Annotated in this window: 26 protein-coding genes, 1 tRNA gene and 1 riboswitch; of the genes, 12 read left to right on the top strand and 15 right to left on the bottom strand. The window is 72.7% G+C overall.

What is annotated here, in order from left to right; genetic code table 11:
• The first annotated feature begins 469 nt into the window (after positions 1 to 469).
• The gene (locus tag DK419_RS23285) at positions 470 to 2,395 is read left to right on the top strand and encodes an adenylate/guanylate cyclase domain-containing protein (protein WP_162561370.1); all 1,926 of its coding nucleotides are present in this window, start codon (positions 470 to 472) and stop codon (positions 2,393 to 2,395) included.
• A 69-nt stretch (positions 2,396 to 2,464) separates the two neighbouring features.
• Positions 2,465 to 2,908, top strand: coding sequence for a DMT family transporter (locus tag DK419_RS23280; RefSeq protein WP_109961192.1), 444 nt, complete (start codon positions 2,465 to 2,467; stop codon positions 2,906 to 2,908).
• Between the two features lie 23 nt (positions 2,909 to 2,931).
• Here DK419_RS23280 and DK419_RS23275 read toward each other — a convergent pair whose 3' ends face one another.
• Positions 2,932 to 3,177, bottom strand: coding sequence for a hypothetical protein (locus DK419_RS23275; protein ID WP_109961191.1), 246 nt, complete (start codon positions 3,175 to 3,177; stop codon positions 2,932 to 2,934).
• 228 nt (positions 3,178 to 3,405) lie between these two features.
• Here DK419_RS23275 and DK419_RS23270 point away from each other — a divergent pair, with 228 nt between their 5' ends.
• The 3 genes from DK419_RS23270 (at position 3,406) to DK419_RS23260 (ending at position 7,052) form a co-directional block, all read left to right on the top strand.
• Positions 3,406 to 4,401: a Gfo/Idh/MocA family protein gene (locus DK419_RS23270; RefSeq protein WP_109961190.1), complete on the top strand. Its 996-nt coding sequence runs from the start codon at positions 3,406 to 3,408 to the stop codon at positions 4,399 to 4,401.
• A gap of 620 nt (positions 4,402 to 5,021) precedes the next feature.
• Entirely contained in the window at positions 5,022 to 6,218 is a 1,197-nt protein-coding gene (locus DK419_RS23265) for a glycosyltransferase (protein WP_245442664.1), read from the top strand.
• Between the two features lie 3 nt (positions 6,219 to 6,221).
• Positions 6,222 to 7,052 carry a WecB/TagA/CpsF family glycosyltransferase gene (locus DK419_RS23260; RefSeq protein WP_109961189.1) on the top strand — a complete coding sequence of 277 codons (831 nt, stop codon included), beginning with the start codon at positions 6,222 to 6,224 and terminating at the stop codon, positions 7,050 to 7,052.
• Here the strand turns inward: DK419_RS23260 and DK419_RS23255 are convergent.
• Positions 6,982 to 8,976: a right-handed parallel beta-helix repeat-containing protein gene (locus tag DK419_RS23255; protein ID WP_109961188.1), complete on the bottom strand. Its 1,995-nt coding sequence runs from the start codon at positions 8,974 to 8,976 to the stop codon at positions 6,982 to 6,984. The two genes, DK419_RS23260 and DK419_RS23255, sit on opposite strands and share 71 nt — an antisense overlap.
• Positions 8,977 to 9,223: 247 nt before the next feature.
• Between DK419_RS23255 and trxA the strand changes: the two genes are divergently transcribed.
• The 3 genes from trxA (at position 9,224) to DK419_RS23240 (ending at position 11,212) form a co-directional block, all read left to right on the top strand.
• Positions 9,224 to 10,147, top strand: a complete 924-nt coding sequence (gene trxA / locus DK419_RS23250; protein ID WP_109961187.1) for a thioredoxin — start codon at positions 9,224 to 9,226, stop codon at positions 10,145 to 10,147.
• Between the two features lie 144 nt (positions 10,148 to 10,291).
• The gene (locus DK419_RS23245; RefSeq protein WP_109961186.1) at positions 10,292 to 10,960 is read left to right on the top strand and encodes an LON peptidase substrate-binding domain-containing protein; all 669 of its coding nucleotides are present in this window, start codon (positions 10,292 to 10,294) and stop codon (positions 10,958 to 10,960) included.
• Between the two features lie 48 nt (positions 10,961 to 11,008).
• Positions 11,009 to 11,212, top strand: a complete 204-nt coding sequence (locus DK419_RS23240) for a Trm112 family protein (protein ID WP_109961185.1) — start codon at positions 11,009 to 11,011, stop codon at positions 11,210 to 11,212.
• 403 nt (positions 11,213 to 11,615) lie between these two features.
• On the opposite strand, the gene DK419_RS23235 is transcribed toward DK419_RS23240, so the two are convergent.
• The 8 genes from DK419_RS23235 to DK419_RS23200 all read right to left on the bottom strand — a co-directional run bounded on the left by DK419_RS23235 (position 11,616) and on the right by DK419_RS23200 (position 18,811).
• On the bottom strand, positions 11,616 to 12,077 hold the full coding sequence (locus DK419_RS23235; protein WP_109961184.1) for a GNAT family N-acetyltransferase: 462 nt from the start codon (positions 12,075 to 12,077) through the stop codon (positions 11,616 to 11,618).
• 54 nt (positions 12,078 to 12,131) lie between these two features.
• Positions 12,132 to 12,881: a proteasome-type protease gene (locus DK419_RS23230; protein ID WP_109962463.1), complete on the bottom strand. Its 750-nt coding sequence runs from the start codon at positions 12,879 to 12,881 to the stop codon at positions 12,132 to 12,134.
• A gap of 157 nt (positions 12,882 to 13,038) precedes the next feature.
• Positions 13,039 to 13,932 carry a transglutaminase family protein gene (locus DK419_RS23225; RefSeq protein ID WP_109961183.1) on the bottom strand — a complete coding sequence of 298 codons (894 nt, stop codon included), beginning with the start codon at positions 13,930 to 13,932 and terminating at the stop codon, positions 13,039 to 13,041.
• Between the two features lie 113 nt (positions 13,933 to 14,045).
• Positions 14,046 to 14,990, bottom strand: coding sequence for an alpha-E domain-containing protein (locus tag DK419_RS23220; RefSeq protein ID WP_109961182.1), 945 nt, complete (start codon positions 14,988 to 14,990; stop codon positions 14,046 to 14,048).
• Between the two features lie 87 nt (positions 14,991 to 15,077).
• Positions 15,078 to 16,517, bottom strand: coding sequence for a circularly permuted type 2 ATP-grasp protein (locus DK419_RS23215; protein ID WP_109961181.1), 1,440 nt, complete (start codon positions 16,515 to 16,517; stop codon positions 15,078 to 15,080).
• A gap of 209 nt (positions 16,518 to 16,726) precedes the next feature.
• Positions 16,727 to 17,467, bottom strand: a complete 741-nt coding sequence (gene radC / locus DK419_RS23210) for a RadC family protein (protein ID WP_109961180.1) — start codon at positions 17,465 to 17,467, stop codon at positions 16,727 to 16,729.
• An 11-nt stretch (positions 17,468 to 17,478) separates the two neighbouring features.
• Complete coding sequence (gene map, locus DK419_RS23205) at positions 17,479 to 18,309, bottom strand: type I methionyl aminopeptidase (RefSeq protein WP_109961179.1); 831 nt, start codon at positions 18,307 to 18,309, stop codon at positions 17,479 to 17,481.
• Between the two features lie 154 nt (positions 18,310 to 18,463).
• On the bottom strand, positions 18,464 to 18,811 hold the full coding sequence (locus DK419_RS23200; protein ID WP_245442662.1) for a DUF456 family protein: 348 nt from the start codon (positions 18,809 to 18,811) through the stop codon (positions 18,464 to 18,466).
• A gap of 179 nt (positions 18,812 to 18,990) precedes the next feature.
• Here DK419_RS23200 and DK419_RS23195 point away from each other — a divergent pair, with 179 nt between their 5' ends.
• The 3 genes from DK419_RS23195 to DK419_RS23185 all read left to right on the top strand — a co-directional run bounded on the left by DK419_RS23195 (position 18,991) and on the right by DK419_RS23185 (position 20,631).
• The gene (locus tag DK419_RS23195; protein WP_048449383.1) at positions 18,991 to 19,248 is read left to right on the top strand and encodes a zinc-finger domain-containing protein; all 258 of its coding nucleotides are present in this window, start codon (positions 18,991 to 18,993) and stop codon (positions 19,246 to 19,248) included.
• A gap of 3 nt (positions 19,249 to 19,251) precedes the next feature.
• Positions 19,252 to 20,487 (top strand): FAD-dependent oxidoreductase, encoded by a 1,236-nt coding sequence (locus DK419_RS23190; protein WP_245442660.1) that lies wholly within the window; start codon positions 19,252 to 19,254, stop codon positions 20,485 to 20,487.
• A 58-nt stretch (positions 20,488 to 20,545) separates the two neighbouring features.
• A tRNA-Leu gene (locus tag DK419_RS23185) sits at positions 20,546 to 20,631 on the top strand.
• Positions 20,632 to 20,837: 206 nt separating this feature from the next.
• Here DK419_RS23185 and DK419_RS23180 read toward each other — a convergent pair.
• Positions 20,838 to 21,086, bottom strand: coding sequence for a helix-turn-helix domain-containing protein (locus DK419_RS23180; RefSeq protein ID WP_109961178.1), 249 nt, complete (start codon positions 21,084 to 21,086; stop codon positions 20,838 to 20,840).
• A 152-nt stretch (positions 21,087 to 21,238) separates the two neighbouring features.
• Between DK419_RS23180 and DK419_RS23175 the strand changes: the two genes are divergently transcribed.
• A complete protein-coding gene (locus tag DK419_RS23175) occupies positions 21,239 to 21,571 on the top strand; it encodes a hypothetical protein (protein WP_109961177.1) in 333 nt (110 codons plus the stop codon).
• A 231-nt stretch (positions 21,572 to 21,802) separates the two neighbouring features.
• Here DK419_RS23175 and DK419_RS23170 read toward each other — a convergent pair whose 3' ends face one another.
• From DK419_RS23170 to thiO, 4 genes are read right to left on the bottom strand one after another with little or no spacing between them, the layout of a single operon-like run.
• Positions 21,803 to 22,399 (bottom strand): thiamine phosphate synthase, encoded by a 597-nt coding sequence (locus DK419_RS23170; protein WP_109961176.1) that lies wholly within the window; start codon positions 22,397 to 22,399, stop codon positions 21,803 to 21,805.
• The gene (gene thiG / locus DK419_RS23165; RefSeq protein WP_109961175.1) at positions 22,396 to 23,175 is read right to left on the bottom strand and encodes a thiazole synthase; all 780 of its coding nucleotides are present in this window, start codon (positions 23,173 to 23,175) and stop codon (positions 22,396 to 22,398) included. Before thiG ends, DK419_RS23170 begins: the two co-directional genes overlap by 4 nt.
• A gap of 24 nt (positions 23,176 to 23,199) precedes the next feature.
• Positions 23,200 to 23,412 (bottom strand): sulfur carrier protein ThiS, encoded by a 213-nt coding sequence (thiS, locus tag DK419_RS23160; RefSeq protein WP_109961174.1) that lies wholly within the window; start codon positions 23,410 to 23,412, stop codon positions 23,200 to 23,202.
• Positions 23,409 to 24,605, bottom strand: coding sequence for a glycine oxidase ThiO (gene thiO, locus DK419_RS23155; protein ID WP_109961173.1), 1,197 nt, complete (start codon positions 24,603 to 24,605; stop codon positions 23,409 to 23,411). Before thiO ends, thiS begins: the two co-directional genes overlap by 4 nt.
• Positions 24,606 to 24,670: 65 nt before the next feature.
• Positions 24,671 to 24,803, bottom strand: a riboswitch (TPP riboswitch).
• Positions 24,804 to 24,809: the final 6 nt, after the last annotated feature.

The raw sequence follows: 24,809 nt of genomic DNA, 5'->3' as shown, positions 1-24,809 counted from the left end.
CGCCTCGCCGGGTCGGCGCGTAGGACAATGTTCCGGATCTCGGGCCGATCCACCGGGTGAACCGGGCGGCACGGCCGGGCCGGGTTCGCGATTGCTTTGCGGCTGCAGCGGCGGGGCGAGGTCGCCGACCCGACGTGCGGGCGCGGCGAGCGTTCGCCTCGCCGCAGGTCGGCGGGAACCGTGTCCGGGAAGCAATCTTCCTGAATTCCCGTCCTGCTAACCGCCCGCCAAGCTGACGCGCCACGCTCGGATCCGGGCGAGGATCGGGGATCGATGCGCCGGTCCGTCCGGCCCGCGGCCTCGGCACCGGTCCGGCCCGACGCTCGCGTCGGGCTGGATCTCGACCGGGATCGATCCCGCGAAGACAATGGAGGGCGCTTTCGATGATCGTCGCATCGATCGATGTTTTCTCGTGCAATGGCTCGTCCCGCCGCCCGTCCGGTCTCGGGAGCGGCGCGGGCGGCGCGCCGTGAGCGCGCGCACGAAGCGGTCCCCCGCGGCGGAGTGGCCGGTGCCGGAGCGCCGGCTGGCGGCGATCTTCGCCGCCGACATCGCCGGCTATTCCAAGGCGATGCATGCCGACGAGAGCGGCGCGATGCGGGCCCTCCAGGCGACCCGGCGGATCGTCGACCGCCTCGTCTCGGCGCGGCGCGGGCGGATCGCGAACACGGCCGGGGACAGCGTGCTCGCCGAGTTCGCCTCGGTGGCGGACGCGGTGCACTGCGCCACGGCGATCCAGCGGATGCTGGCGGAGGCCGAAGGCGACGCCGGCCGGTTCCGCCTGCGCATCGGCATCCACGTCGGCGAGGTCATGGTGCACGAGGGCGACCTGTTCGGCGACGGCGTCAACATCGCGGCCCGGCTGCAGGCGATGGCCGAGCCCGGCGCGCTGCGGCTGTCGGAGGCCGCCTACCGGCACGCGCGCGGCCTGCCCGACCTGCGCTTCGTCGATCACGGGCTCCAGCGGCTGAAGAACATCGCCCGGCCGATGCGCGTCTACGCCGTGCCGCCGCCGGACGGACGGGCCTTGCGGCCCGCCCTCGGTGCCGTCGCCGCCCTACCGATCGTCGCCTCGCGGATCATCACCTCGCGGATCGTCACCCTGGCGCTCCTCACCCTGGCGCTCGCCGCCGGGCTGGCGCTCGGCTGGTCGCGGCTCGCCGGCCCCGAGCGGGCGGAGGAGATCCGCGAGCCGGCGCGGCCGCGCCTCTCGCTCGTCGTCCTGCCGCTCGTGAACCAGAGCGGCGACGCGGACCAGGACTACCTCGCCGAGCAGCTCGCCGAGGACCTCTCCGCCGACCTCGCCCGGGCGCCCGGCACCTTCGTCATCGCCCACGGCACCGCGCAATCCTACAAGGGGCGGCCGGTCGAGCCCCGGGCGGTCGGGCGGGAGCTCGGCGTGCGCTACGTCGTGCAGGGCAGCCTGCGGCAGAGCGCCGAGCAGGTGCGCTTCGCCGTGCATCTCACCGACGCCGAGACCGGCGCCGCCCTCTGGGCCGACCGCTACGACGGGGCGCGGGGCGACCTCGCGGCGGCGCAGGACGCCCTCGTCGCCCAGGTCGGCCGGGCGCTCGGCGTGCGCCTGCTGGAGGCCGAGACGCAGGCGCGGGCGGGGCACCCGGCGGACGCGGTCGACCTCGTCATGCGCGGCCAGGCCCTGCTCAACCGGCCCTTCGCCCGGGAGAACCATGCCGGGGCCCGGCCCCTGTTCGAGCGCGCCCTCGCCCTCGATCCGGCCAACACCCACGCCCGGCTCGGCCTCGCCGAGGTGCTCGTCGACGGGGTGCTGAACGGCTGGACGACCGAGCGGGCCGGCGACCTCGACGCGGCCGAGCGGGCGGTCGCCGCCGTGCTCCGCGGCGACCCGACCCACCCCTTCGCGCATTACCTGCGCGGCGAGACCCTGCGGGCCCGCGCCCGCTACGCGGAGGCGCTCGCGGCGTTCGAGCGCGTGCTCGCCCTCAACCCGAGCTTCGCGCGCGCCCACGCCTACCGGGGCCTGATCCACATCTTCCTCGGCCGGGCGGAGGAGACGGAAGCCGACATCGCGGCGGCGATCCGCCTGAGCCCGAAGGATCCCCTGCTCGGCGCCTGGCTGGCGCGGGACGGGCTGGCCAAGCTCCATCTCGGGCGGGACGAGGCGGCGATCGATCCCTTGCGCCGCGCGGCGGCCGTGAACCCGCTCTTCGACTTCCCGCACCTCTACCTCGCCTGCGCCTTCGCGCGCCTCGGCCGCGACGCGGAGGCGCGGGCCTCGCTCGCCGAGTTCCTCAGGCTCCGGCCGGGCTACACGATCGCCCGCTACCGCAGCCTGACCTCCACCGAGCCGACCTTCCTCGCCCAGCGCGAGCGCCTCTACGACGGCTTGCGGCGCGCCGGCCTGCCGGAGCGGTGACCCGGGCGCCGCGACCTCCGGGACGCCGGCGGCGTTGACGAGGCTCCCGGTCGCGAAAGCCCGTCATCCATGCCCGTCCTCGTCGTCCTGTCGGCCATCCTCGCCGGCGTGCTCAACACCGTCCAGGCGGGGGCGAACACGGCCCTCACCAAGGCCCTCGGCCAGCCGGTGCTCGCCGCCCTCGTCGTCTCGGGCGCCAACGCGCTGGTCTACCTCGCGGCCGCGCCCTTCCTCGGGCTCGCCTGGCCGGGGACGTCCCGCCTCGCCCAGGTGCCGTGGTGGGCTTGGCTCGGCGGCGCGATGGGCGGCGCCTACGTGCTGGCGATGATCGTCCTCGCCGGGCGGCTGGGGGCGGCGGTGTTCACCGGGCTCACGGTGTCCGCCGGCCTCGTGACCTCGGTGCTGCTCGACCATTACGGCTGGGTCGGCTTCGCGCAGCACGCCGCCGGGCCGTGGCGCGTCCTCGGCTGCGGGCTGATGGTCGCCGGCGTCGCGCTGATCTCGCTGTCCTGAGGCCCGGACCGACGAAAGGCGGATCAGCGCCAGGCGCCGGTGTCGCGCACGTCGCGCCCAGGCACCGGCGCGGTCTGCGCCGTGAAGGCCGGGGCGCGGCTCTTCCCGGGATCGACCGTGTTGGCGTCGGCGAGGAGCAGCGTCGCGAGCGAGGCCCCGAGCCCGGTAATCACGAAGCCGTAGATCACGGCACGCGGCGCCCCGAAATGCCGGACGATCAGCGCGACCGCAATCGCAACGGCGAGGAAACCGACGGCACTGTGCCACATGCGAACATTTCTCCCGGTCTGGGACATCGTGCCCCGTTCACGGGAATGCGGTGCGAGCGGCGTGCCGGTGGACGGCCCGCTTTAAGGATACGTCAGCAATACGGTCAAGATCTAACGCGTGCGGCCTCTCGCCCGCGCCAGGCAATGACCGCGAGCGGACGCCATCACGTTCCCCCGCCGCCTGTTCGGCCTTATGAGGAGCGCGCACGGCACCAGGATCCCCCACAGATGCGCACGCCCACCGAACCCCTCGCCCTCGGCATCATCGGCGCCGGCATCATGGGCGAGCGCATGCTGAGCGCCGTCCTCGGGCAGGAGGGCGCGCCCGTCCGGGTCGCGGCGCTGTGGGATCCGAGCCCGTCGGCGCGAGGCCGCATCGCCGCCGCCTTCCCGTCCGTCCCCGTGGTGGCGGATGCCGCCGCCGTCGTGGCGGCGAGCGACTGCGTCTACGTCGCCTCCCCGCCCGCCTCGCATCTCGGCCACGCCCGGGCGGCCCTGGCGGCGGGCCGCAGCGTGTTCTGCGAGAAGCCCCTCGCCGTCGACCTCGCCGAGGCGCGGGCCTTCGTGGCGGAGGCAGGCGGCCGTGGCGCCGTGAACTTCCCGTTCGCCTCCTCCCTCGGGGTCGCCGCGCTGACCCGGTGGATCGCCGAGGGCGCGGTCGGCGCGCCGCGGCAGCTCACCATCGAGGTCGCCTTCGCGCTCTGGCCGCGGCCCTGGCAGGCCGATGCCGCGGCCTGGCTCGACGCGCCGCAGGAGGGCGGCTTCACCCGCGAGGTGGTGTCGCACTTCCTGTTCCTCAGCCGCCGCCTGCTCGGGCCGCTGCGCGGGCTCGCGGCGCGGGCCGAATTCCCCGAGCCAGGCCGGTCCGAGCGCGCGATCGAGGCCGCGTTCCGGGCCGGCGACGTGCCGGTGGTCCTGCGCGGCCGGGTCGGCGGGACGCCGCACGACGACCACAACACCTGGACCCTCGAGGGCGAGGCCGGCGCGGTCCGCCTGCGCGACTGGGCGATCGCCGAGCGGCGGGGGCCGGACGGCCGCTTCGAGGCGGCGCCCGACGCGATGCCGAACGAGCGCGCCCGGCCGATCGCCCTGCGCCGCCAGCTCGAGGGCGTGGTGCGGATGAATGCCGGCGAGGCGCACCACCTCGCGACCCTGGCGGAGGCGCTGGAGGTGCAGGAGGTCGTCGAGGCGATCCTGGCGCCGGGCGGATCGGCCCGGGGCTGACCGGCGAGGCGCTGACAAGCGAGACGCCGACCGGCCCGGACATCGCGTCACACCCCCGTGCCCCGCGGGACGCGGCTGCGGCGGGCGAGCGCGCGTCGCCGCGCCGGCACCCGGCGCCGCCCAGGCCGCTGCGATCGCAGCACAATCCCGTTCGCTCGTCGATTTCTGACGTGCTCCAGAACAGCCGCCGGTCTCATCTCGACCTGCCACGACGTGTCCTGTCGAACCGCCCAGGCCGGCTGGGGTCGGTAGTTCTCCGCGGCTGAAGATCCACGGGAAACACGTTATCTCCACGCAGGTTCGTCGAGCCTCGACCCGAATCTCCTGACGATCGCCGGCTCCCCGGACCGCCTGGTCTCGGGACGGGGACGCGCCGGCCCGCCAAGGCTGGCGTTGTACTTCGGGAGTAACGGAACAGGCGGGCGAGGCGCGCGGTCCCCGGCGTGACGCCGCGGAGGGAGACGTCGGATCTTGGGGGCTCGGGCTTTGGGGGCTTTGCGACGGATGAGCAGCGGGACGTCGCGGGTCGGCGGCCTCGTCGGCCGGGACGGTGCGCTCCGGTCCGGGCGCCGGCCGAAACGGCCCCTCGCGCCGAGGCCGGAAGCCGGCGGGCGGCGCCGATGAGCGCCCCTCCCCTGCGCGTCCTCGTCGCCCACAACCGCTACCAGGTCCGCGGCGGCGAGGACGCGGCGGTGGCCCGCGACCTCGCCGCCCTCGAACGAGCCGGCTGCGCGGTCGAGGCGGTGTGCCTCGACAACGGCGCGATCGATTCCGGCCTCGCCCGCCTGCGGGCGGCCTTCGCGGCGACGCACGCGCCGGAGGGCATCGCCCGGGTGATGGCGGCCGTGCGCCGCTTCGCCCCGGACGTGGTCCACGTCCACAACTTCTTCCCGCTCCTCTCGCCGGGCATCCACGCCGCGGCGCGGGCGGCGGGCTGCGCCACGGTGCAGACCCTGCACAACTACCGCCTGATCTGCCCGGGCGCCTTCCTGATGCGCGACGGCGCGCCGTGCGAGGTCTGCGTCACCGGCTCGCCCTACCAGGCGGTGCGGTTCGCCTGCTATCGCGGCTCGCGGATCGGCTCCCTCGCCGTCGCCCGGATGGTCGACCGGCATCGCCGGGCCGGAACCTGGCGACGCGACGTCGACCGATTCGTGGCGCTCACCCCCTTCGCCCGCGAGCGCTTCGTCGCGGCGGGCTTCCCGGCGGACAAGATCCGCATCCGCCCGAACGGCCTGCCCGATCCGGGCGAGCCCCCCGGCGGACCGCGCAGCGGCCTCCTCTATGTCGGCCGGCTGAGCCCTGAGAAGGGCGTGCCCGTCCTCGCCGAGGCGGCGGCGCGAGCCGGAATTCGGGTCACGGCGATCGGCGAGGGGCCGCTCGCAGGCGTGCTCGCCGACCATCCGGGCCTCGACCTCAGGGGCGCCCTCGCCCCCGACGCGGTCCAGGCCGCGATGGCGCGGGCGGCCGCGGTCGTGGTGCCGTCGCTCTGGTACGAGGGATTGCCGATGGTGGTGGCGGAGGCTTTCGCCGCCGGCACCCCGGTCGTCGCCTCGCGGATCGGGGCGCTGGCGAGCCTCGTGAGCGAGGGCGCGACCGGCCTCCTCGCGGAGCCGGGCGACGCCGCCGACCTCGCCGCCGCGCTCGCCCGCATCGCGGGCGACCCCGCGGCCGCGGCCGCCATGGGGCGCGCCGCCCGCACCGTCTACGAGCGCGAGTGGCGCGAGGACGTCACCACGCGCGCCCTCCTCGAGATCTACCGCGACGCCGTCGCCGCCCGGGCGGCCGACGCGTCCCTTTCACCGACAGGAACCTGATTCATGGCGCACGACCCCCTCGTCCCCTCCTTCGAGATCGGCGGCGTGCCGGTCTCGGCCACCGACATGGACGGGCTGATCGCGGCGGTGGGGCGGCGGCTCGCCGCCGGGCCGGGGCAGGCCGGTACCTTCGTGGTCTTTCGCGACGCCCACGGCGTGGTGCGGGCGCAGAGGGAGGCGGGCCTTCGCGCCGCCCACCACGAGGCGCTCCTCGTCTGCGCCGACGGCCGCCCCTTGAGCTGGATCGGGCGCTGGCGCGGGCTCTCCGCCATGCAGCAGGTGCCGGGCATCGAGGCGGTCGAGGCGGTCTGCCGGGCCGGGGCGGCGGAGGGCTGGCGCCACTACTTCCTCGGCGGGGGCGAGGGCGTCGCCGACCTGCTCGCGACGACGATGCGCGCCCGGGTGCCGGGGCTGCAGGTCGCCGGGATCGAGACGCCGCCCTTCCGCGCTCTCGACGCCGCCGAGACCGAGGCGATGCGCGCGCGCATCCGCGCCTCGGGGGCGCAGATCGTCTGGGTCGGGCTCGGCACGCCGAAGCAGGAACTGTTCATGGCGGCCCACGCCGCCCACCTGCCGGGCACGATCGCCATGGGCGTCGGCGCGGCCTTCGACGTCGCGACCGGCCGCATCCCGCGGGCGCCGCGGATGCTCCAGGTGGCGGGCCTCGAATGGGCCTACCGGGTCGCCCGCGAGCCGCGGCGCCTGTGGCGGCGCTACCTCGACACCATCCCGCGCTTCCTCCTGATCGCGGCCCGCGACGCGCTCAGCGCCCGAAAGGCGCCCCGGCCAGCAGGGACCGGCGCATCCGGGCGGACGGGATCGTCGGCAGCCTGAGCCCGGTGCCGTCGGCGAGCGTGGCGAAATCCTCGGGCTTCACGGAGGCCTGCGCGAGGTCGGCGAGGTTCGGCGGGGGATGGGCCGGGCCGCGGTTGCGCGCGAGGGTCTGCTCCGCCTGGCTGCCGCCGTCGGTGAAGCGGAACGGCGCGCTCAGGGCCATGAGGTTGTCGGTGACGACGTTGCCGGTCGCGACGCCCGGTCGGTCGTAGAGCAGGCCCGGCAATCCCGGATAGCGCGCGCGCCAGGGCCCCGACTCCACCGGCATCGCCGCGTAGGCGGCGCGCAGCTCCGACTGCGGATCCGCGACCGCGTCGCGGGCCCAGGTCTGCCCGCGGGAATCGACGTGGAGCGCCGGGCTCGAGGCGACGAGGACGTTGCCCTCGATCCGGTTGTCGCGCCCGCCGCCGATGAAGATCGGCTGGTCGACCCGCAGGAAGAGGTTGCCGGCGATCGTGAAGCCGCTCGCCATGTCGTCGAGGTAGACGCCCTTGACCTCGTGCCCGGCATCGCCCCGGACGTCGTGCAGGAAGTTGCCGGCGATCACGCTGCCCCGCGCGGTCCAGTCGCGGCCGGCATAGATCGCGCCGGTATCGGTGGCGCCGGCGAGCAGGTTCGCGATCTCGTTGCCGGTGATCCGGTGGTCGTTGCCGCGGAGATGGACCGCGTAGGCCGGCGAATCGTGGATGTAGTTTCCCGCGACCTCGGCCCCGACCCCGTCGAGGGCGACGGCCGGGTGCTGCGTCGGCCGGCGCCGGGCGTACCCGGTCAGCCGGCTGTCGCGCAGGAACAGGCCGCCGGGGGTCAGGGTGCGGCGCTCGCCGCCCGTGAGCACCACCGCCTCGGCGCCAGCGCCCGAGAGGTCGCTGCGCGTCACGCCGCCCTCCGTTGCGCCCGAGAAGACCGCGCCGCGTCCGCCGGAGGGGCCGAGCACGCTGTCGGCGATCACCACGTCGCGCCCGCCGCGCACGCTCACCAGGTCGCCGCGGGCCATGGCGAGGCGCAGGGATTCGATCCGCAGGTGGGAGGCGCCGTCAGCGGAGAGCAGCGTCTCGGCGACCGAGACCTCGACCGCCTCGCCGCCCCGCGGCCAGGCGAGCAGGGTGCCGCTGCGCGCGTCGCGCCACCAGGCGCCGGGCCGGTCGAGGCCGGCGAGCAGGTGGACGAGGCGCAACGGCGCCTTCGCGCGGATGCCCTCGTAGGGCGTGCGCTCGAGGGTGAGGCGCGCGCCCGGCCCCCGCGGCGAGGCTCGGACCACCGGCAGCGCCTCGAACAGCCAGCCCCAGCGCCAGTAGCCCTCCGCCCACAGGTCGGGCTCGTCGCGCAGGGAGGCGGGAGCGTCGGCCAGGGTGAAGGCCGGCCCGTCGCCGTCCCGCGCCCCGGCGAAGCCCTCGGCGGGCCAGCGCGCCGGGTGCATCGGGCCCTCGTCGTCGAAGACCTCGAAGGCCGGGAGGGAGGGCGGCCCGTTGAGGACGATCGGGTCCTGGATCCGCGCCGGCGCCCGCGCGGCCGGCGGCAGCCGGTAGGCCCGCACCCGGCCCCGCGCCGCCGCGGGCAGGCGGGCGGCGAGACCCGGATCGAGCGGGACCGGAGCGAGGCGCAGGCTTCCGACGAGGCGGGCCGACCCGTCGGCGGGCCCGCGGATCACCAGCGGCGCCCCGGCGCTGCCGCCATCCTCGGGGCCGAGGCGCACGGCCTGCGCCAGGCGGTGCGTGCCGGGGGCGAGCGCGACCACGATCGCCGCGCCGGGGTCGCGGGCGCGGCGGCGACGGGCCTCGGCCAGGGCCGCATCGAGGGTCGCGACGCCGCCGGGCCCGGGCCGCGCGCCCTCCGCGGCGACCCGGATCTCGACCGGGGCCGCAGCGGAAGACCCACAGAGGGCGCCGAGGAGGGCTGCCGCGGCGAGGAGGAGCGGGATCCGCATGGAGGGGCGTCTCTCGGAGCGTGCCGCGTCCGGGCCGGCGCATCCGTGCGCGGTCCGGGCGGCCGGCGCACCCTACGTCACGGGATGCGGCCTGCGAAGGAGCGGGCGGCGGCACTCGCGATCCAGCCTCTCGCCGTCGCGATACCGGCTCCGCGCGCCTTGCCCTGGTCGGGGCCGCCGGTCTACCCCATCTGTTCGGCGGGCCATCTGGGCTCGCGACGTGAAGGCCGTTCTCCCGAGGTCATCGATGCTTACCGACACTCCCGCGGCCGGCCAGACCCCCGCCGGTCATGCTCCTGCGGGCGCCCTGATCAAGGACACCACCACCGCGACCTTCCGCCAGGACGTGATGCAGGAATCCCTGCAGCAGCCGGTGCTGGTCGATTTCTGGGCGCCGTGGTGCGGGCCGTGCAAGCAGCTCACGCCGATCATCGAGAAGGCTGTCAAGGACGCCGGCGGCAAGGTGAAGCTCGTCAAGATGAACATCGACGAGCATCCCCAGATCGCCGGCCAGCTCGGCATCCAGTCGATCCCGGCGGTGATCGCGTTCCAGCGCGGCCAGCCCGTCGACGGCTTCATGGGCGCCCTGCCCGAGAGCCAGGTCAAGGCCTTCATCGAGCGCCTGGTCGGCCCGCTGGGGCCGACGGCGGTCGAGGACCTGATGGCCGAGGCGCAGGCCGCCGCCGAGGCCGGCGATCCGGACGCCGCCGCCGAGATCTACGCCGCGGTGCTCGGCCAGGAGCCGGGCCATGCCGGCGCCATCGCGGCCCTCGCCCGCCTGCTCCTCGACCGCGACGACCTCGAGGGCGCCCGCCGCTTCCTCGACGCGGCGCCGCCGGAGGCCGCCAAGGACCCGGCGATCGCCGCCGTGCGGGCGGCGATCGAGCTCGCCGACCAGGCGGCCTCGCTCGGCGACCTCGCCGGCCTGCAGCAGCGGATCGACGCCGATCCGGCCGATTACCAGGCCCGCTTCGACCTCGCGCTCGGCCTCAACGCCAAGGGCAAGCAGCAGGAGGCGGTGGACCAGCTGATCGAGATCGTTCGCCGCGACCGCGCGTGGAACGAGGACGGCGCCCGCAAGCAGCTGCTGCAGCTGTTCGAGGCCTGGGGCCCGATGGACCCGATGACCATCCGCGGCCGGCGCAAGCTGTCGACCCTGATGTTCTCCTAAGGCCCGCGAAAGTCCTGCCCGGCGCGGCATTTACGCCGGACAGGTATCCCCGCCGGAGGCTGGCGCCCTAGAACGTCAGTTGCGATCCCGGGCCCGAGACGAGGGGGCCCGGGACGCCCTTCGTTTCGCGCGGGAGCGACGCCGATGAGCATGAACGTCGCCTACAAGGGCCCGGCCGACTGCCCGGCCGTGATCCCGGTCTTTCCGCTCCCCGGCGCGTTGCTGCTGCCGCGGGGCCAGATGCCGCTCAACATCTTCGAGCCGCGCTACCTCGCGATGGTGGACGACGCGCTGCGGACCGACCGGGTCATCGGCATGATCCAGCCCGACGCCGAGTCCGGCGAGACCCCGCTCTCGCCGAAACTCTTCCGCGTCGGCTGCGCCGGCCGGGTCACCCAGTTCGCCGAGACCGGCGACGGCCGCTACCTGATCTCGCTCACCGGCATCGCCCGGTTCCGGGTCGAGGAGGAATTGTCGACCACCACCGGCTACCGCCGCTGCAAGGTGAGCTTCGCGCCGTTCGAGAGCGACTTCCACGCCCGCGCCGGCGAGGACGCGGTGGATCGCGCCGGCGTCCTGAAGGCGCTCCGCGACTTCGTCGACGCCAACGACCTCAAGGTCGACTGGGCCGGCATCGAGGAGGCGCCGAACGAGGCCCTGGTCAACGCGCTCTGCATGATGAGCCCGTTCGGGCCGCGCGAGAAGCAGGCGATGCTGGAAGCGCCCGACCTCAAGACCCGGGCCGAGGTGCTGATCGCCGTGACCGAGATGGAGCTGGTGCGGGGATCGGGCGGCGAGCCGACGCTGCAATAGGCGGCGCTTTGCGCTACAGCGTCCGCCGGACCATTCGGAAGGACCGTCATGACCGATTCCCCCGCTTCCCTCGATGCCACCCGCATCGACCCGAAGCTCCTCGAGCTCCTGGTCTGCCCCCTGACCAAGGAGCGCCTCGAGTACGATTCCGGCCGCCAGGAACTGATCAGCCGCTCGGCCAAGCTCGCCTACCCGATCCGCGACGGCATCCCGATCATGCTGCCAGAGGAGGCGCGTCCGCTGGCGGATTGAGGGCCGGCGGGGCGCCGACCGTTGAGGGGCGGGACGCGCGACTGCGCTCCCGCTTGGCAGCATGATCTCGCGCCGCGCGATGGAGCCTGAGCTTGTCGAGGGTTAGCTCAAGCTCCAAGCTCGATTAACCTGGCTATGCATGGGTCCACTGGAAACGGATGAGCAATGGCATCTATGCTTCAAAGAGGATAAATTTTTCCTTCAACTCAAATATCTTGCATTCCATATCACGAATATACAAAACTATAACGCGCACGCTCTCAGATCTACGCTCTAGCAAGGCAAGTAATTTTGCGAGCGGCAATATGAATGTGATATAGTTTCATCATGCCAGCTAGATCTCAAAAGGACCTATATCGTTATACGAAATGGAAATCACGCTGACTTGAGTGCACACGCGCCATCATTCCCGCCGCGCTGGTGCCCGCCTGATCTGGAAGCCCGTCTTGGTTTGCTCGAAACCGGCTGCCTCGTAGAAGGCGAGCGTGGACGGCTTCTTCGAACCGGTCATCAGCATGACCTTGTAGCACCCAGCCTCCCACGCGCGTTCGACGGCCGCGCTCAGGACTGTGCGCCCGAACCCCGTTCCCCGATGATCGGCGTGGGTGACGACGTTCTCGATCAGCGCATAAGGCTTAGCCCCCCGGGTGAGGTTCGGTATCACGACAAGCGTGCAGGTCGTGACTAGTGCATCTCCGACCGCCCCCACGAGGATGACGCTGCCTTCGTAGCGCGATAGCTGGTCGATGACGGCGACAGCGTCATCAAGCGAGCAGCGCGCACCGTCCGGGTCAAGGTGGACGTACAGGTCGAGGAGACATGGCAGATCGGTGCGATCGACGGGTCGGATGGAGAGATCGGACATGGCGTGATCGTCCCCTGACCGTCCCCGTGTCGGACAGCGATCCGAGGCTGTCCCCTACTTCGTCCCAGGCCCATAAGGCGGCCGCGGGATCGCCCGGTGGGCCGCCCTGAGCGCCGCCGACCAGCGCTCGCGCAGGTCGTGGAAGTAGGGCTCGCCGGCCTCGATCCGGTGCGAGACCTCGGTGTCGCAGGTGTTGCGGCGGATCACCGTGAGGTCGATCGGCAGGCCGACGCCGAGATTCGAGCGCATGGTCGAGTCCATCGAGACCAGGCCGACCTTGAGGGCGTCGTAGATGTCGGTCCGGTAGGTCACGGCGCGGTCGAGAATCGGCTTGCCGTACTTGTGCTCGCCGATCTGCAGGAAGGGCGCGTCCTGGCTGCAGGCGATGAAGTTGCCGGCGGAGTAGATCATGTAGAGCCGCATCGGCCCGTCGCCGATCTGGCCGCCGAACAGGAACGAGACCTCGAAGCGCAGCTGCGCCGCCTCGAATCCGGCGCGCTCGATCGCCCGCACCTTGCGGATCGCGCGGCCGATGAGCTGGGCGGCGCGGAACATCGTCGGCGCGTCGTAGATCGTCTCGGGCTTACCGGTATCGGGATCCTCGACGCCCTCGGTCAGGAGCGAGAGCACCGACTGGGTCACCGACAGGTTGCCGGCCGAGGCCAGCGCCAGCACCCGCTCGCCCGGCTTCGTGAACATGTGGAGCTTGCGGTAGGTCGAGATGTCGTCGAGCCCCGCATTCGTGCGGGTGTCGGCGATCATGACGAGACCCTCCTCCACCAGGATCCCGACGCAATAGGTCATCTCACCGCCCCCGGCGATCTCAGGCAGGCGGTCCGTCACCGCGCGCGGCGCCACCCTGGCGCAGCCCGTCCGGCGAATCCAGCCCCCTCGGCTGCCGCCGGGTGAGGTGGCCCGCCGCTATCGCGGCGGGGCCACACAAGGCCGTCACGGGATGCCGTCAGCCCTGAGACTGAACCTGGGCCCGCCCCGCCGGCGCCGCGGGCGCCCGGTCCCCGGCTTCCTCGTCCGCGGCCTCCCGGTTCGTGGCCCTCGCGTCGTCGACGCGCACCCGCACGATCATCGTCTCGGTGCCGCCGCCGGTGCGGCTGCCGCGGACCGGGGCGGCGTCGAGGTAGTCGAGGCCGATCGCCACCCGCAGGTGCGCCTCGGTCACCGCGATGCCGTGGGCGGGGTCGAACCCGACCCAGCCGAGATCCGGCACCCGGGCCTCGACCCAGGCGTGACCGGCCTCCTGCTCGGCCGCGTCGGGGCGCCAGTAATAGCCCGAGACGTAGCGCACCGGGATCTCGAGGTGGCGCGCCGCCGCGATGAAGACGTGGGCGAGGTCCTGCCCGACCCCCTTGCGCAACGCGAAGGCCTCGGCCGCGGTGGTGGCGGCGCCGGTCGGGCCCGGCGCGTACTCGACCGCGCCGTGGACGCCGGCGAGCAGGCGGTGAAGACGGTCGAGGGGATCGTTGCCGCCCGCCGCAGCGTCGTCGGCGAAGGCCCGGATCGCCTCGTCGGCGACGGCGAAGCGCGACTCGCGCAGGTAGAACGGATCGGGCAGCCACTCGGAGATGCCGCGCATCACGCCGTGGGTCTCGGTGGTCTCGACCTCGCCGGTGACCCGGATGGTCAGGGCCTCCTCCAGGCCGTCGGCGCTGAAGACGTGGACGACGTTGCCGAAGCCGTCCTCGCGCCGGCTCAGGCGGCCGTCCACCGTCGGCTCGATGCGCCAGGCGCGCACGTGCTGGCCGTCATGGTCGCGCGGGGTCAGCCGCAGCATCTGGATCAGGCCCCGGGCCGGGCTGTCGTACTGGTAGACCGTCTCGTGGACGACGCGGATGCGCATGGTGTCGCGACGCTCGCTGTCACGCTGAAGCTTAAGCCGTGCGGGGCGGTGCTGTACACCATCCCGCGGGAGGGCGAAACCGTACGGGAGTCGGGCACCCGCGCGGGGGGCCGTCAGCCCAGGTACTGCTCGACGATCGCCGCGCCGAGCCGGTTGTTCTCGGCGATGAAATCCTCGATGAACTCGTGCAGGCCGGAGGCGAAGATCTCGTCCACCGTGACGTCGTCGAGCTTTGCCAGCATGCCGCGGGCGAGGCGCTGGCTCGGCCCCCGGCGGCCGTAGGCGTCGGCGATGCGGTCGAGGTTGTTCACCAGCATCTCGTAACAATTGGCGAGCGAGCGCGGCATCTCGCGGTTGAGGATCAAGAGGTCGGCCACCAGCCAGGGCTTGATGCTCTCCCGGTAGACCCAGTGATACGCGGTGAGCGCCGACACCTCGCGCAGGATCGTGGTCCACTGGAAGTAGTCGAGGCTGCCGCCGACCCGCTCGGTCTCGGGCAGCAGCACGTGGTACTTCACGTCGAGGATGCGGGCGGTGTTGTCGGCGCGCTCGATCGCGACGCCGAGCCGGGTGAACCAGTAGCCGTCGTTGCGCAGCATCGTGCGGTAGGCCGAGCCGTCGAAGGCGAGCGACACGCCCTTCACCCAGTCGAGGAAGCGCGCGAACTCCTCCCGGGTCATGTCCCGTCCCTCGAAGCTGCGCAGGTGCAGGAAGGCCTCGTTGATCGCCTCCCACATCTCGCTCGTCAGCGCCGTGCGCACGCTGCGGGCGTTCTCCCGGGCGGTCTGCAGGCAGGAGCGGATCGAGGACGGGTTGTTGGGGCTGAAGGCCAGGAAGTCCCGGACGGTGTGCTCGTTGACGCTGTCGTAGAGCGGGCGGAACAGCTCGATGTTGCCGGCCGAGGCCAGCGCCGATTCCCACTCGTTGGCGTCGGAGCCGCCGTAATTGGCCGGGAGGGCGGAGAGGCGGAGCGCCGCGTCGAGGATGCGGGCGACGAAGTCGGCGCGCTCGGCGTAGCGCGAGAGCCAGTACAGGTTGTCGGCGGTGCGGGAGAGCATGGCGGGGCTCAGGGCTCACGCTGTGGGGTGCGGGTGGACCGGGCCGGACGGCCGGCTCGGTCCCGTTCTCGAAAGGCGAGCGGCGGATCAGCCGTCGAGCACCCAGGTGTCCTTGGTGCCGCCGCCCTGGCTCGAATTGACGACGAGCGAGCCCTCCTTCAGGGCAACGCGGGTCAGCCCGCCGGGCACGATCCGGATCTCGTCGGCGCCCGAGAGCACGAAGGGCCGCAGGTCGACGTGGCGCGGCGCGACCCCGGAGGCGACGAAGGTCGGGCAGGTCGAGAGCGCCAGCGTCGGCTGGGCGATGAAGCCGTCCGGCGCGTGGCGCAGCTTGCGGCCGAACTCCTCGATCTCACGCTTGCTGGCGTGGGGCCCGACCAGCATGCCGTAGCCGCCGGACCCGTTGACCTCCTTGACCACGAGGTCGCCGAGGTTGGACAGGACGTAGGAGAGCGAATCCTTCTCGCGGCAGCGCCAGGTCGGCACGTTGTGCAGGATCGGCTCCTCGCCGGTGAAGAAGCGCACGATCTCCGGCATGTAGCTGTAGACCGCCTTGTCGTCGGCGATGCCGGTGCCCACCGCGTTGGCGAGGGTCACGCTGCCGCTCTGGTAGGCGCTCATCAGGCCCGGCACGCCGAGCACCGAATCCGGCCGGAACACCAGGGGATCGAGGAAGTCGTCGTCGATGCGCCGGTAGATCACGTCGACGCGGCGCGGCCCCTCGGTGGTCCGCATGTAGACCACGTCGTCCTTGGTGAAGAGGTCGGAGGCCTCGACGAGGTCGACGCCGAGCTTGTCGGCCAGGAACGAGTGCTCGTAGAAGGCCGAGTTGAAGCGGCCCGGGGTCAGCAGCACCACCGACGGGTCGCGGGCGGCGCGCATCGGCGCCACGCTGCGCAGGGTGGCCAGCAGCGCGTCCGGATAGGCCTCGACCGGCGAGACCCGGTGCTTGGAGAACAGCTCGGGGAAGAGCCGCAGCATCACCTCGCGGTTCTCCAGCATGTAGGAGACGCCCGACGGCGTGCGGGCATTGTCCTCCAGCACGAAGAACTGGTCCTCAGCGGTGCGCACGATGTCGATGCCGGCGATATGGACGTACTTGCCGTGCGGCACCTCGAAGTCCCGCATCTCCAGCCGGTAATGCGGGTTGCGGTAGACGAGGTCGCCCGGGATGATCCCGGCCTTGATGCATTCCTGCGGGCCGTAGATGTCGGCGAGGAACAGGTTGATCGCGGTGACGCGCTGCTTGAGGCCGCGCTCGAGGAAGCCCCATTCGGGCTTGGTCAGCACCCGCGGGATGATGTCGAACGGGATCAGGCGCTCGGTCGATTCGTTGTCGCCGTAGACCGCGAAGGTGATCCCGATCCGGCGGAAGAACAATTCGGCCTGGCTGCGCCGCGTATCGAAATGCTCGGGCGGGGTATTGTCGAGCCAGGTCTTCAGCGCCGCGTACGCCTCGCGCACGGCGGCCGGGTCCAGTCCGCTCTCCTGGATTCCCGTCATCTCGTCGAACGCACTGAGCGGCATGGGCGTCCCTCTGTTTGCCCCGAAGCTAGACGCAAGACGGGGGCCAAGGCAAAGGAAATGCGTCCTTCGCGCGAGGGCTCCCCACGACTTCGCGCAGGGTCAGGCCGGGGGGTGCGGGAGGCGCCGCGAACGGCGCAACTTTGCTCAAATTTTCGGCAAGTCCGAAGCCAAGTCCGACGGCAGGCCGCGCAGGCGCGCCGAGGGCGCCCTCAGATCAGCTTCAGCCCGCGGAAGCTCGCATGGCCGTCGCGCCCGACGATGATGTGGTCGTGGACCACGATGCCGAGGGGGCCGGCCACCGCGACGATGTCCCGGGTCATCTTGATGTCGGCCTGGGACGGGGTCGGATCGCCCGAGGGATGGTTGTGAACGAGGATCAGGGCGGTGGCCGACAGCTCCAGCGCCCGGCGCACCACCTCGCGCGGATAGACCGGGGTGTGGTCGACGGTGCCGCGGCCCTGCACCTCGTCGGCGATCAGGCGGTTGCGCTTGTCGAGGAAGAGGAGGCGGAACTCCTCGCGCTGCGCGAAGGCCATGGCGGCGCGGCAATAGTCGATCACGGCGGCCCAGGACGAGAGCAGGGTGCGCTCGGCCACCGCGCCGCGGGCCAGCCGACGGCCGGCCGCCTCCATGATCTTGAGGTCGGTGACGACCGAAGGACCGATGCCGTCGATCTCGAGCAGCCGCTCGGCGGGGGCGCTGATCACCTCGGCGAAGCTGCCGAAGCGGGCGATCAGCGCCTTGGCGATCGGCTTCACGTCCCGGCGCGGGATGGCGCGGAACAGCACCAGCTCCAGGAACTCGTAGTCCGGCAGCGTGTCCCCTTGCGCGAAGCGGGCGCGCAGGCGGTCGCGGTGGCCGTGGTAGTGCGGCTCCTCAGCCTTGCCGAGTGCGGGCGCAGGCCCGCCCGCCTCCGCGAAACCGGGGGTGGTGCGGGGCGGGCGAGCCATGGCGAGGACCGTCAGGCGGCGGCGGTGTCGTGCGGCTTGTCCAGCCCCTTGGGCGAGAGCGTGAAGATCTCGACGCCGGTCTCGGTCACCGCCACGGTGTGCTCGAACTGGGCCGAGAGCGACCGGTCGCGGGTGACGGCGGTCCAGCCGTCGGCCAGGACCTTCACGGCCGGGCGGCCGAGATTGATCATCGGCTCGACGGTGAAGAACTGGCCGGGGCGCAAGGCGACGCTGTAGCTCGGCTCGACGTAGTGCAGGATGGTGGGCGCGTCGTGATAGGTGCGGCCGAGGCCGTGGCCGCAGAAGTCGCGCACCACCGAGCAGCGCTCCGCTTCGGCGAAGGCCTGGATCGCCGCGCCGATGTCGTTGGTGGTGCCGCCGGGCTTGATCGCCGCGATGCCGCGCATCATCGCCTCGTGGGTGATGTCGCACAGGCGCGCCGCCTTGCGGGGCACCTCGCCGACATAGGCCATGCGGCTCGAATCGCCGTGCCAGCCCTCGACGATGAGGCAGATGTCGAGGTTGACGATGTCGCCCTCGCGCAGGGGCTTGTCGTTCGGGATGCCGTGGCAGACGACGTGGTTGATCGAGGTGCAGATCGACTTGGGGTAGCCGCGGTAGTGCAGCGAGGCCGGGTAGGCGCCGTGGTCCATCGCGAAGGTGTAGGCGAGGCGGTCGAGGGCCTCGGTGGTGACGCCGGGCGCCACCGCCTCCATCAGCAGGTCGAGCGCCTCGGCGGTCAGCCGGCCGGCCTTGCGCATCCCCTCGAAGGCCTCGGGGCCGTGGATCGGGGGCTCCTGCCGGCGGCCGTCCTTCACCGCACTCTGCTCGTCACGACTCATCGGGGGCCCGGGATCTGCTGCTGGCGGCGCTCTGGATGCCCTCGATGTAGGCGCTTCCCGCCGCGAAGCCAAGGACCCGGAAGCCAAGGACCCGGAAGCCAAGGACCCGGGAGCCTAGGATCCGGAAGCCGGGGACGAAGCGGGTGACGCCCCTTCAGCGCGGATCGACCCAGGCCCGCGACCGTGGCGGTGCGGCGGACGCCGGAGCGGGAACCGGGGCGCGCTGCGCCACGCGCATCGGCCGCGCCGCGGCCCGGTGCATGGACGGGGAGCGCCGGACCCGGCGGGCGGTCCGGCGCGGGCGCCTCGACGATTCGCCCCAGGCCGCGCCGACGACGCCGCCCACCACCGCGCCGACCGGCCCGGCGACGAGGGCGCCCGCCACCACGCCGGCGCCGGCGCCGACCATCGTGCGGCTCTGGGCCTGGGCGGCGGGGGCGCCGAGCATCGTCGCGCCGGTGAGGGCAGCCAGAACGGCGAGCCTCGGCAGGAAGCGGGTCACGGGCGATCCTCTTTCGGTCGTTGGACTTGTCGGGCGCCCCGATGTCGCAAGACCGTGACCAAACGGCGGCGGATGCGCGCCGCCCGCCCGCACCCCTAGGCGCGGCGGCCCCGAGGGGCTAGGAGAGCCCGAGATCTCGCGGGCCACAAGCCGGCCCGGCAGCCAGGAATCCTCTCGCGATGGCAGACAAGGCGGTCCCGCACTTCCACAACCAGGACGGCGTTCCGGTCATCCAGGTCGGCTCGAAGGAGTTCATGTGCATCGGCGCGCTGCCGCCGTTCGACCATCCCCACGTCTTCCTCGACATGGGCGCCGACCACGAGATCATCTGCCAGTACTGCTCGACCCTGTACCGCTACAAGCCGAGCCTGAAGGCCGGCACGGCGGAGCCGGCCTCGAGCGTCTGGGACGACCGCGCCCGCCTCGCCGCCGAGTAAGCCTTGGCGCCAGGGACCTCACCGCCGGGCCCCGTTCCGGTCCCGGACCGGCCGGGCCTGCGCGTCGCGATCGTCGGGGCCGGCATCGGCGGGCTGACGGCGGCCCTGGCCCTGAGCGCGCGGGGCCACGACGTCACGCTCGTCGAGCGGCGCACCGCCTTCAGCGAGGTCGGCGCCGGCCTGCAGCTCTCGCCCAATGCCAGCCGGATCCTGACCGATCTCGGTCTCGGGATGCCGCTGCGCCGCGTCGCCGGCGAGCCGGCCCGGGTGCGGATCCGCGCCCTCACGACCGCCCGCGACATCGGCGAGATCGCGCTCGGCGACGCGATGCGCGAGCGCTTCGGCGCGCCCTACTGGGTGGTGCACCGGGCCGACCTCCAGACCATCCTGCTCGACGCCGCCCGCGGCCGGCCGGGCATCCGCCTGCTCGTGGGCCGCGCCGTCACCGGAGTGCAGGAGAGCGCCAAGAGCGTCACCCTGACGCTCGCGAGCGACGGCGGCCGCAGCGAGACCCTGACGGCCGACCTCGTGGTGGCGGCCGACGGCGTGCGCTCCGCCCTGCGGTCCACCCTCGACCGGGGCTCCTTGCGCCCCCGCGGCGAGGCCGCCTGGCGCGCCACCCTGCCCCGCGAGGCGGTGCCGCCGGACTTTTTGGCCGACGAGACCGGCCTGTGGCTCGGCCCCGGCCGGCACGTGGTGCACTATCCCATCAACGGCGGGCGCCGGCTCAACCTCGTGGCGGTGGTGCCGGACAAGGGAAGCAGCGACGATTGGGGCGCCCGCGGCGAGCCCGCCCGCCTGCGCGCCGCCTTCAGCGATGCCGCCCCGCCGCTCGCCGGCCTGCTCGCCCGGCCCGGATCCTGGCTCGTCTGGTCGCTCGTCGACCGGCCGGCGGCGCGCCCGATGGCGCGCGACCGGATCGCGCTTCTCGGCGACGCCGCCCATCCGGTGCTGCCGTTCCTTGCGCAAGGCGCCGCGCTCGCGATCGAGGATGCCGCGGTGCTCGCCGCCTGCCTCGGTCCAGGCCAGCCGGTGCCGCGGGCGCTCGCGGCCTATTCCCGCGCCCGGACCGAGCGGGTGCGCACCATCCAGGCCCATGCCCGCCGCAACGGCCGCATCTACCACGCCGGCCCCCTGGTCTCGGCCGCCCGCGACGTGGTGATGGGGCGGATGGGACCCGCGCAGATGACCGAGCGCTACGCCTGGCTCTACGGCTGGCGGCCGCTCGCGCCGGTGTGAGGGGCCTTGATCTGCGCCCTGCCCCCGGCTAACCCGGTGCGGCAGGGCAGCGCCCTTGGCGGACGTGGCGGAATCGGTAGACGCACGAGACTTAAAATCTTGCGACCTCTGGTCGTGCGGGTTCGAGTCCCGCCGTCCGCACCAATGCACGGCATTCAGCTAAATCATTATGCCGTCATTGAAACAGCATCTGTTTTTGCTGCTGGCCAATTCCGACCTCCTATCCTCTACCTCAGGATGAGATCGATGCCGGGAGAGGTGCCAGTCAATCTGGCCATAAAGGCCGTGAGCAGCTTATCCACTCGCATCAGCTGCTCATTATTCAAACGAGATATCTTATTTTGAATTCTCTATAATACCTGACCCCGTTCTCCGCTGCCTGAAACGGCCAGGCAGGCCCCAAACAGCGCGACCTCGGGGACATTTAATACCTCCGACAGCTTCTCGACATTCGCAAAGGATGGCGACGCGACGCCGCGCTCGATCTTGCTGATCATTTCTGTCGAGAGCGAAATCTGATCGGCGAGAGCGGACTGTGTCAGCCCCTTGAGTTTCCGATGGTGACGCAGGTTCGTTCCGAAGATGATCGCAAGCGACACGCTGCACCTCCATGAACCATCCGTCGGATGGCCGGCACCAAAAACTGAAGGAAATCACATTACGAATAACACCATATTCGTAATTTAGTTCCTATTTATTGCGCCGCATAATGCGTGATAATCTCGACGTCGATTTCAATAGGCCTCCGGCGATGATCGACTGGCATTGGGCAAGCCTCAAATATGCAAAGATCGCCGCAGTCGCCTCCCTCGTCGCGCTCGGGATCGGCTGGGCGCTCGTCGAAGGACGCCTCCTCCCCTGCCTGATCCCTCGCGCGGACATCGACGCGCTCGCGGAGGCGGTGATGCGCGAGCATCCCGAGGATCCGGAGGGATGGGCGTTCGGGGAGGAGCACGCGGCCTGGGTTCGCGGCGAGGCGGTCGAGCAGGGTCGGTGGCGCCGGGTGCGGCGGCGGATCAGGGCGAGGCTGCGGGAGGGGGAGGCGCGGGTGTCCCCCTCTCCCCGCGGGCGGGGAGAGGCCTGAGCTCCGAAGGGGCTCAGGGAGCCCGCAGCGAACCGCAGGTTCGCCGCGAGGGTGAGGGGGTGGTGCCGGAGGAGCCTCATCCGGAAATACCCCCTCACCCGAGGCTGCGCCTCGCTGCGTCCCCTGGACGAGGACACAGCCCTCTCCCCGCCGAGCGGGGAGAGGAGCAAACCCGCGCCACTTCTTTCAAGGTCGATTGAGGGGGATCCGGGTCGGGAGAGCGCGGTGGCGTCAGGCGAGGGCGGAAATCACCCCCCCGACCTCCGGCGCCCGCATCACCGCTCCCATCACCGCCACGGCGGCGGCGCCCGCGCCGCGGCAGGCCGGCGCCGTCTTTGGGTCGATGCCGCCCAGCGCCACGACCGGTAGGATCGCGGCCGCCTCGCGCACAGCGGCGAGCCCCAGGGCCGGTCCGTACCCCGGCTTGCTGGCGGTCAAGAAGATCGGGCTGAGGGTCACGTAATCCGCCCCCGCCTCCCGCGCGGCCCGGACGTCTGCCAGCGAATGCGCCGAGACGCCGAGCAGCGCCCCCTGTCCCAGCCGCGCCCGGGCCGCCGCCACATCCGCCGCCGCGCCGAGCTGCACGCCCGCCGCGCCGACCCGCGCCGCCAGCTCCACGTCGCGCCCGATGGTCAGCGCCCCGCCCACGCCCGCGACAAGCCCGGCCAGGGTCTCGGCCAGCGCCGCCCGCTCCGGGGCCGGCAGGTCGCGGTCGCGCAGCCAGATCCAGCGGGCGCCGGCGCTCAGGCAGGCGGCGACGCGGGCATCGAGGGGCTCGGGGCAGCCGTGCCGGTCGGTGACGATCAGCAGGCGGGCGGGCAGGCTCACGAGCCGACGAGGCCGAGCTGCGGGCTCGACGGCTCGGCCCGGGCGCGACGCGGGATGCGGCCGGCGAGATGGGCGAGGCGGCCGGCCTCGACGGCGTGGCGCATGGCGCGGGCCATCCGGACCGGGTCGTCGGCCTTGGCGACGGCGGTGTTGAGGAGCACTGCGGCCGCGCCCAGCTCCATCGCGATCACCGCGTCGGAGGCGGTGCCGATGCCGGCGTCCACGATCACCGGGACGGGGGAGCGCCGGCAGATCAGCTCGAGGTTCGCCGGGTTGGCGACCCCCATGCCCGATCCGATCAGCGAGCCCATCGGCATCACGGCGGCGGCCCCCAGGTCGGCGAGGCGGCTGCACACGACGGGATCGTCGTTGCAGTAGGGCAGCACCGTGAAGCCCGACTCGACCAGCTGGCGGGTGGCCTCGATGGTCTCGGCGACGTCGGGATAGAGCGTCTCGCGGTCGCCGATCACCTCGACCTTGATCCAGTCGGTGCCGAGGGCCTCGCGGGCGAGCTCCGCCGTCATCACGGCGTCGCGGGCGGTCTCGCAGCCGGCGGTGTTGGGTAGGAAGCGGGCGCCCTTCAGGCGGGCGACCGTGTCCGAGCCGTGGCCGTGGAGCGAGATCCGGCGGATCGAGACCGTCACCACCTCGGCGGCACTCGCCCGCACCGCCTCGCTCATGATGGCCTGCGTCGGGTAGCCGGCGGTGCCGATGAGGAGGCGCGAGGACAGGCTCGTGCCGGCGATGACGAAGGGATCGTCGTGAGTCTCGGTCATGGGATGTCTCCGGGTGTCTGGTGTCTAGCCGCCCTGCATGGCGCGCACGATCTCGACGCGGTCGCCCTCGCTGAGCGCCGTGCCGGCCCAGTCGCGCTGGCGCACCACGGCGCCGTTGAGCGCGATGGCGAAGCCCTGCGGGCCGGCGAGTTCGAGGTCGGCGGTCTCGTCGCGCCACAGGGCGTCGAGGGTGGCGGCCTCGCTGTCGCGGGGCTCGCCGTTGACGTGGAGCTTCATGCGGGTTCTCCAGGGTGCGCGGCGAACCGGGCGAGGCCGAAGGGAGCGGCCACCGGCAGCGTCTCGCCGCGCAGGATCAGGGTCGACACGGCCTCGGCGGTGACGGGCGCCAGGAGGTAGCCGTTGCGGTGGTGGCCGGCGGCGAGCACGAGGCCCGGCACGGCCTCGCCGAGGATCGGGGCGTCGTCGTCGGAGGTCGGGCGAAAGCCGCTCCACACGCCCGCCACCTGCATCTCCTCCACCCCGGGGAGCGCCCGGCGGGCGCCCTCCAGCAGGGCGTAGAGGCCGCCGGCGGTGAGGTTCGGGTCGAAGCCGGTCTCCTCCACGGTGGCGCCGACGATCAGCGTGCCGTCGCCCTTCGGCGCCATGTGGACCTGCTCGGTCCAGACCACGTGGGAGAGGATGCCGCTGCGCGGCGTCATCCGCAGCGCCATCGACTGGCCCTTGAGCGGGCGCACCGGCAGGGCGAGGTCGGGGACCAGGTTCCCCTCCCCGGCCCAGGCGCCGGAGGCGAGCACGACGGTGCCGGCCCGCAACGCACCCGACGTCGTCTCGATGCCGGTGACCCGGCCGCCCTCGCGGGCGAGCGCGGTGACGGTGCAGCCCTCGACCAGACGACCGCCGGCAGCCCGGACGGCCTGCCGCAGGGCCGCCATCACCCGGGCCGGGTCGACCTGGTGGTCATCGGGACAGAACAGTCCGGCGGTGACGGTGGGACGCAGGCCCGGCTCGCGGGCACGCACCGCCGGGCCGGACAGCCACTCGGCGGACAACCCGTCGCGGCGCTGCAGGTCGTGGCGGAAGCGCAGGCGCTCGACCTCGTCGCGGCCGAGCGCGATGACGAGGGTGCCCTCGCGGCGGTAATCGAGAGTCAGGCCCGACTCGGCCTCGAGCTCGTCGCGAAACGGGTGCCAGAGGCGCTGGCTCGCGAGGCAGAGCGGCGACAGGGCCTCGCCCCCGGGCTCGTGCTCGGCCGCCGCCGCCAGCATGCCGGTGGCCGCGAGGCTGGCGCCGTCGCCGGCCTTGCCCCGCTCGATCACCGCGACCGCGAGGCCCGCCCTCGCGAGGCGCCACGCGACCGAGAGCCCGATCAGCCCGGCGCCGATCACCGCGACATCGGCCCGCTCCGGCAGCCGGTCGCTGTCCGAAGTCGGGCCCGGTCCGCCTCGCCGCCCGATCGTCTGCGCGTGCACCCTTCGTCTCCGCGGTGGCCCGAAGAGAGTGGACTGCGCCCGGTTGCCGGATGATGCGCGGGGGTCTCGACGACCCTGTCCAATCCCTACGCCGGTATGAGCCGGATCAGGTTCGAAGGATTTCCGCGCCGACCGGGGCGAAAAGGCCCCAGTCCAGCGGTGTCTCAGCCCCTTGCCGGGGATCTCCCTGGAACGGCCGGAATT

This window comes from Methylobacterium terrae (assembly GCF_003173755.1).
Taxonomy (GTDB): Bacteria; Pseudomonadota; Alphaproteobacteria; order Rhizobiales; family Beijerinckiaceae; genus Methylobacterium; species Methylobacterium terrae.
Note: the sequence above shows the minus strand (reverse complement) of the source record. Positions and strands in the feature narration are given on the sequence as shown.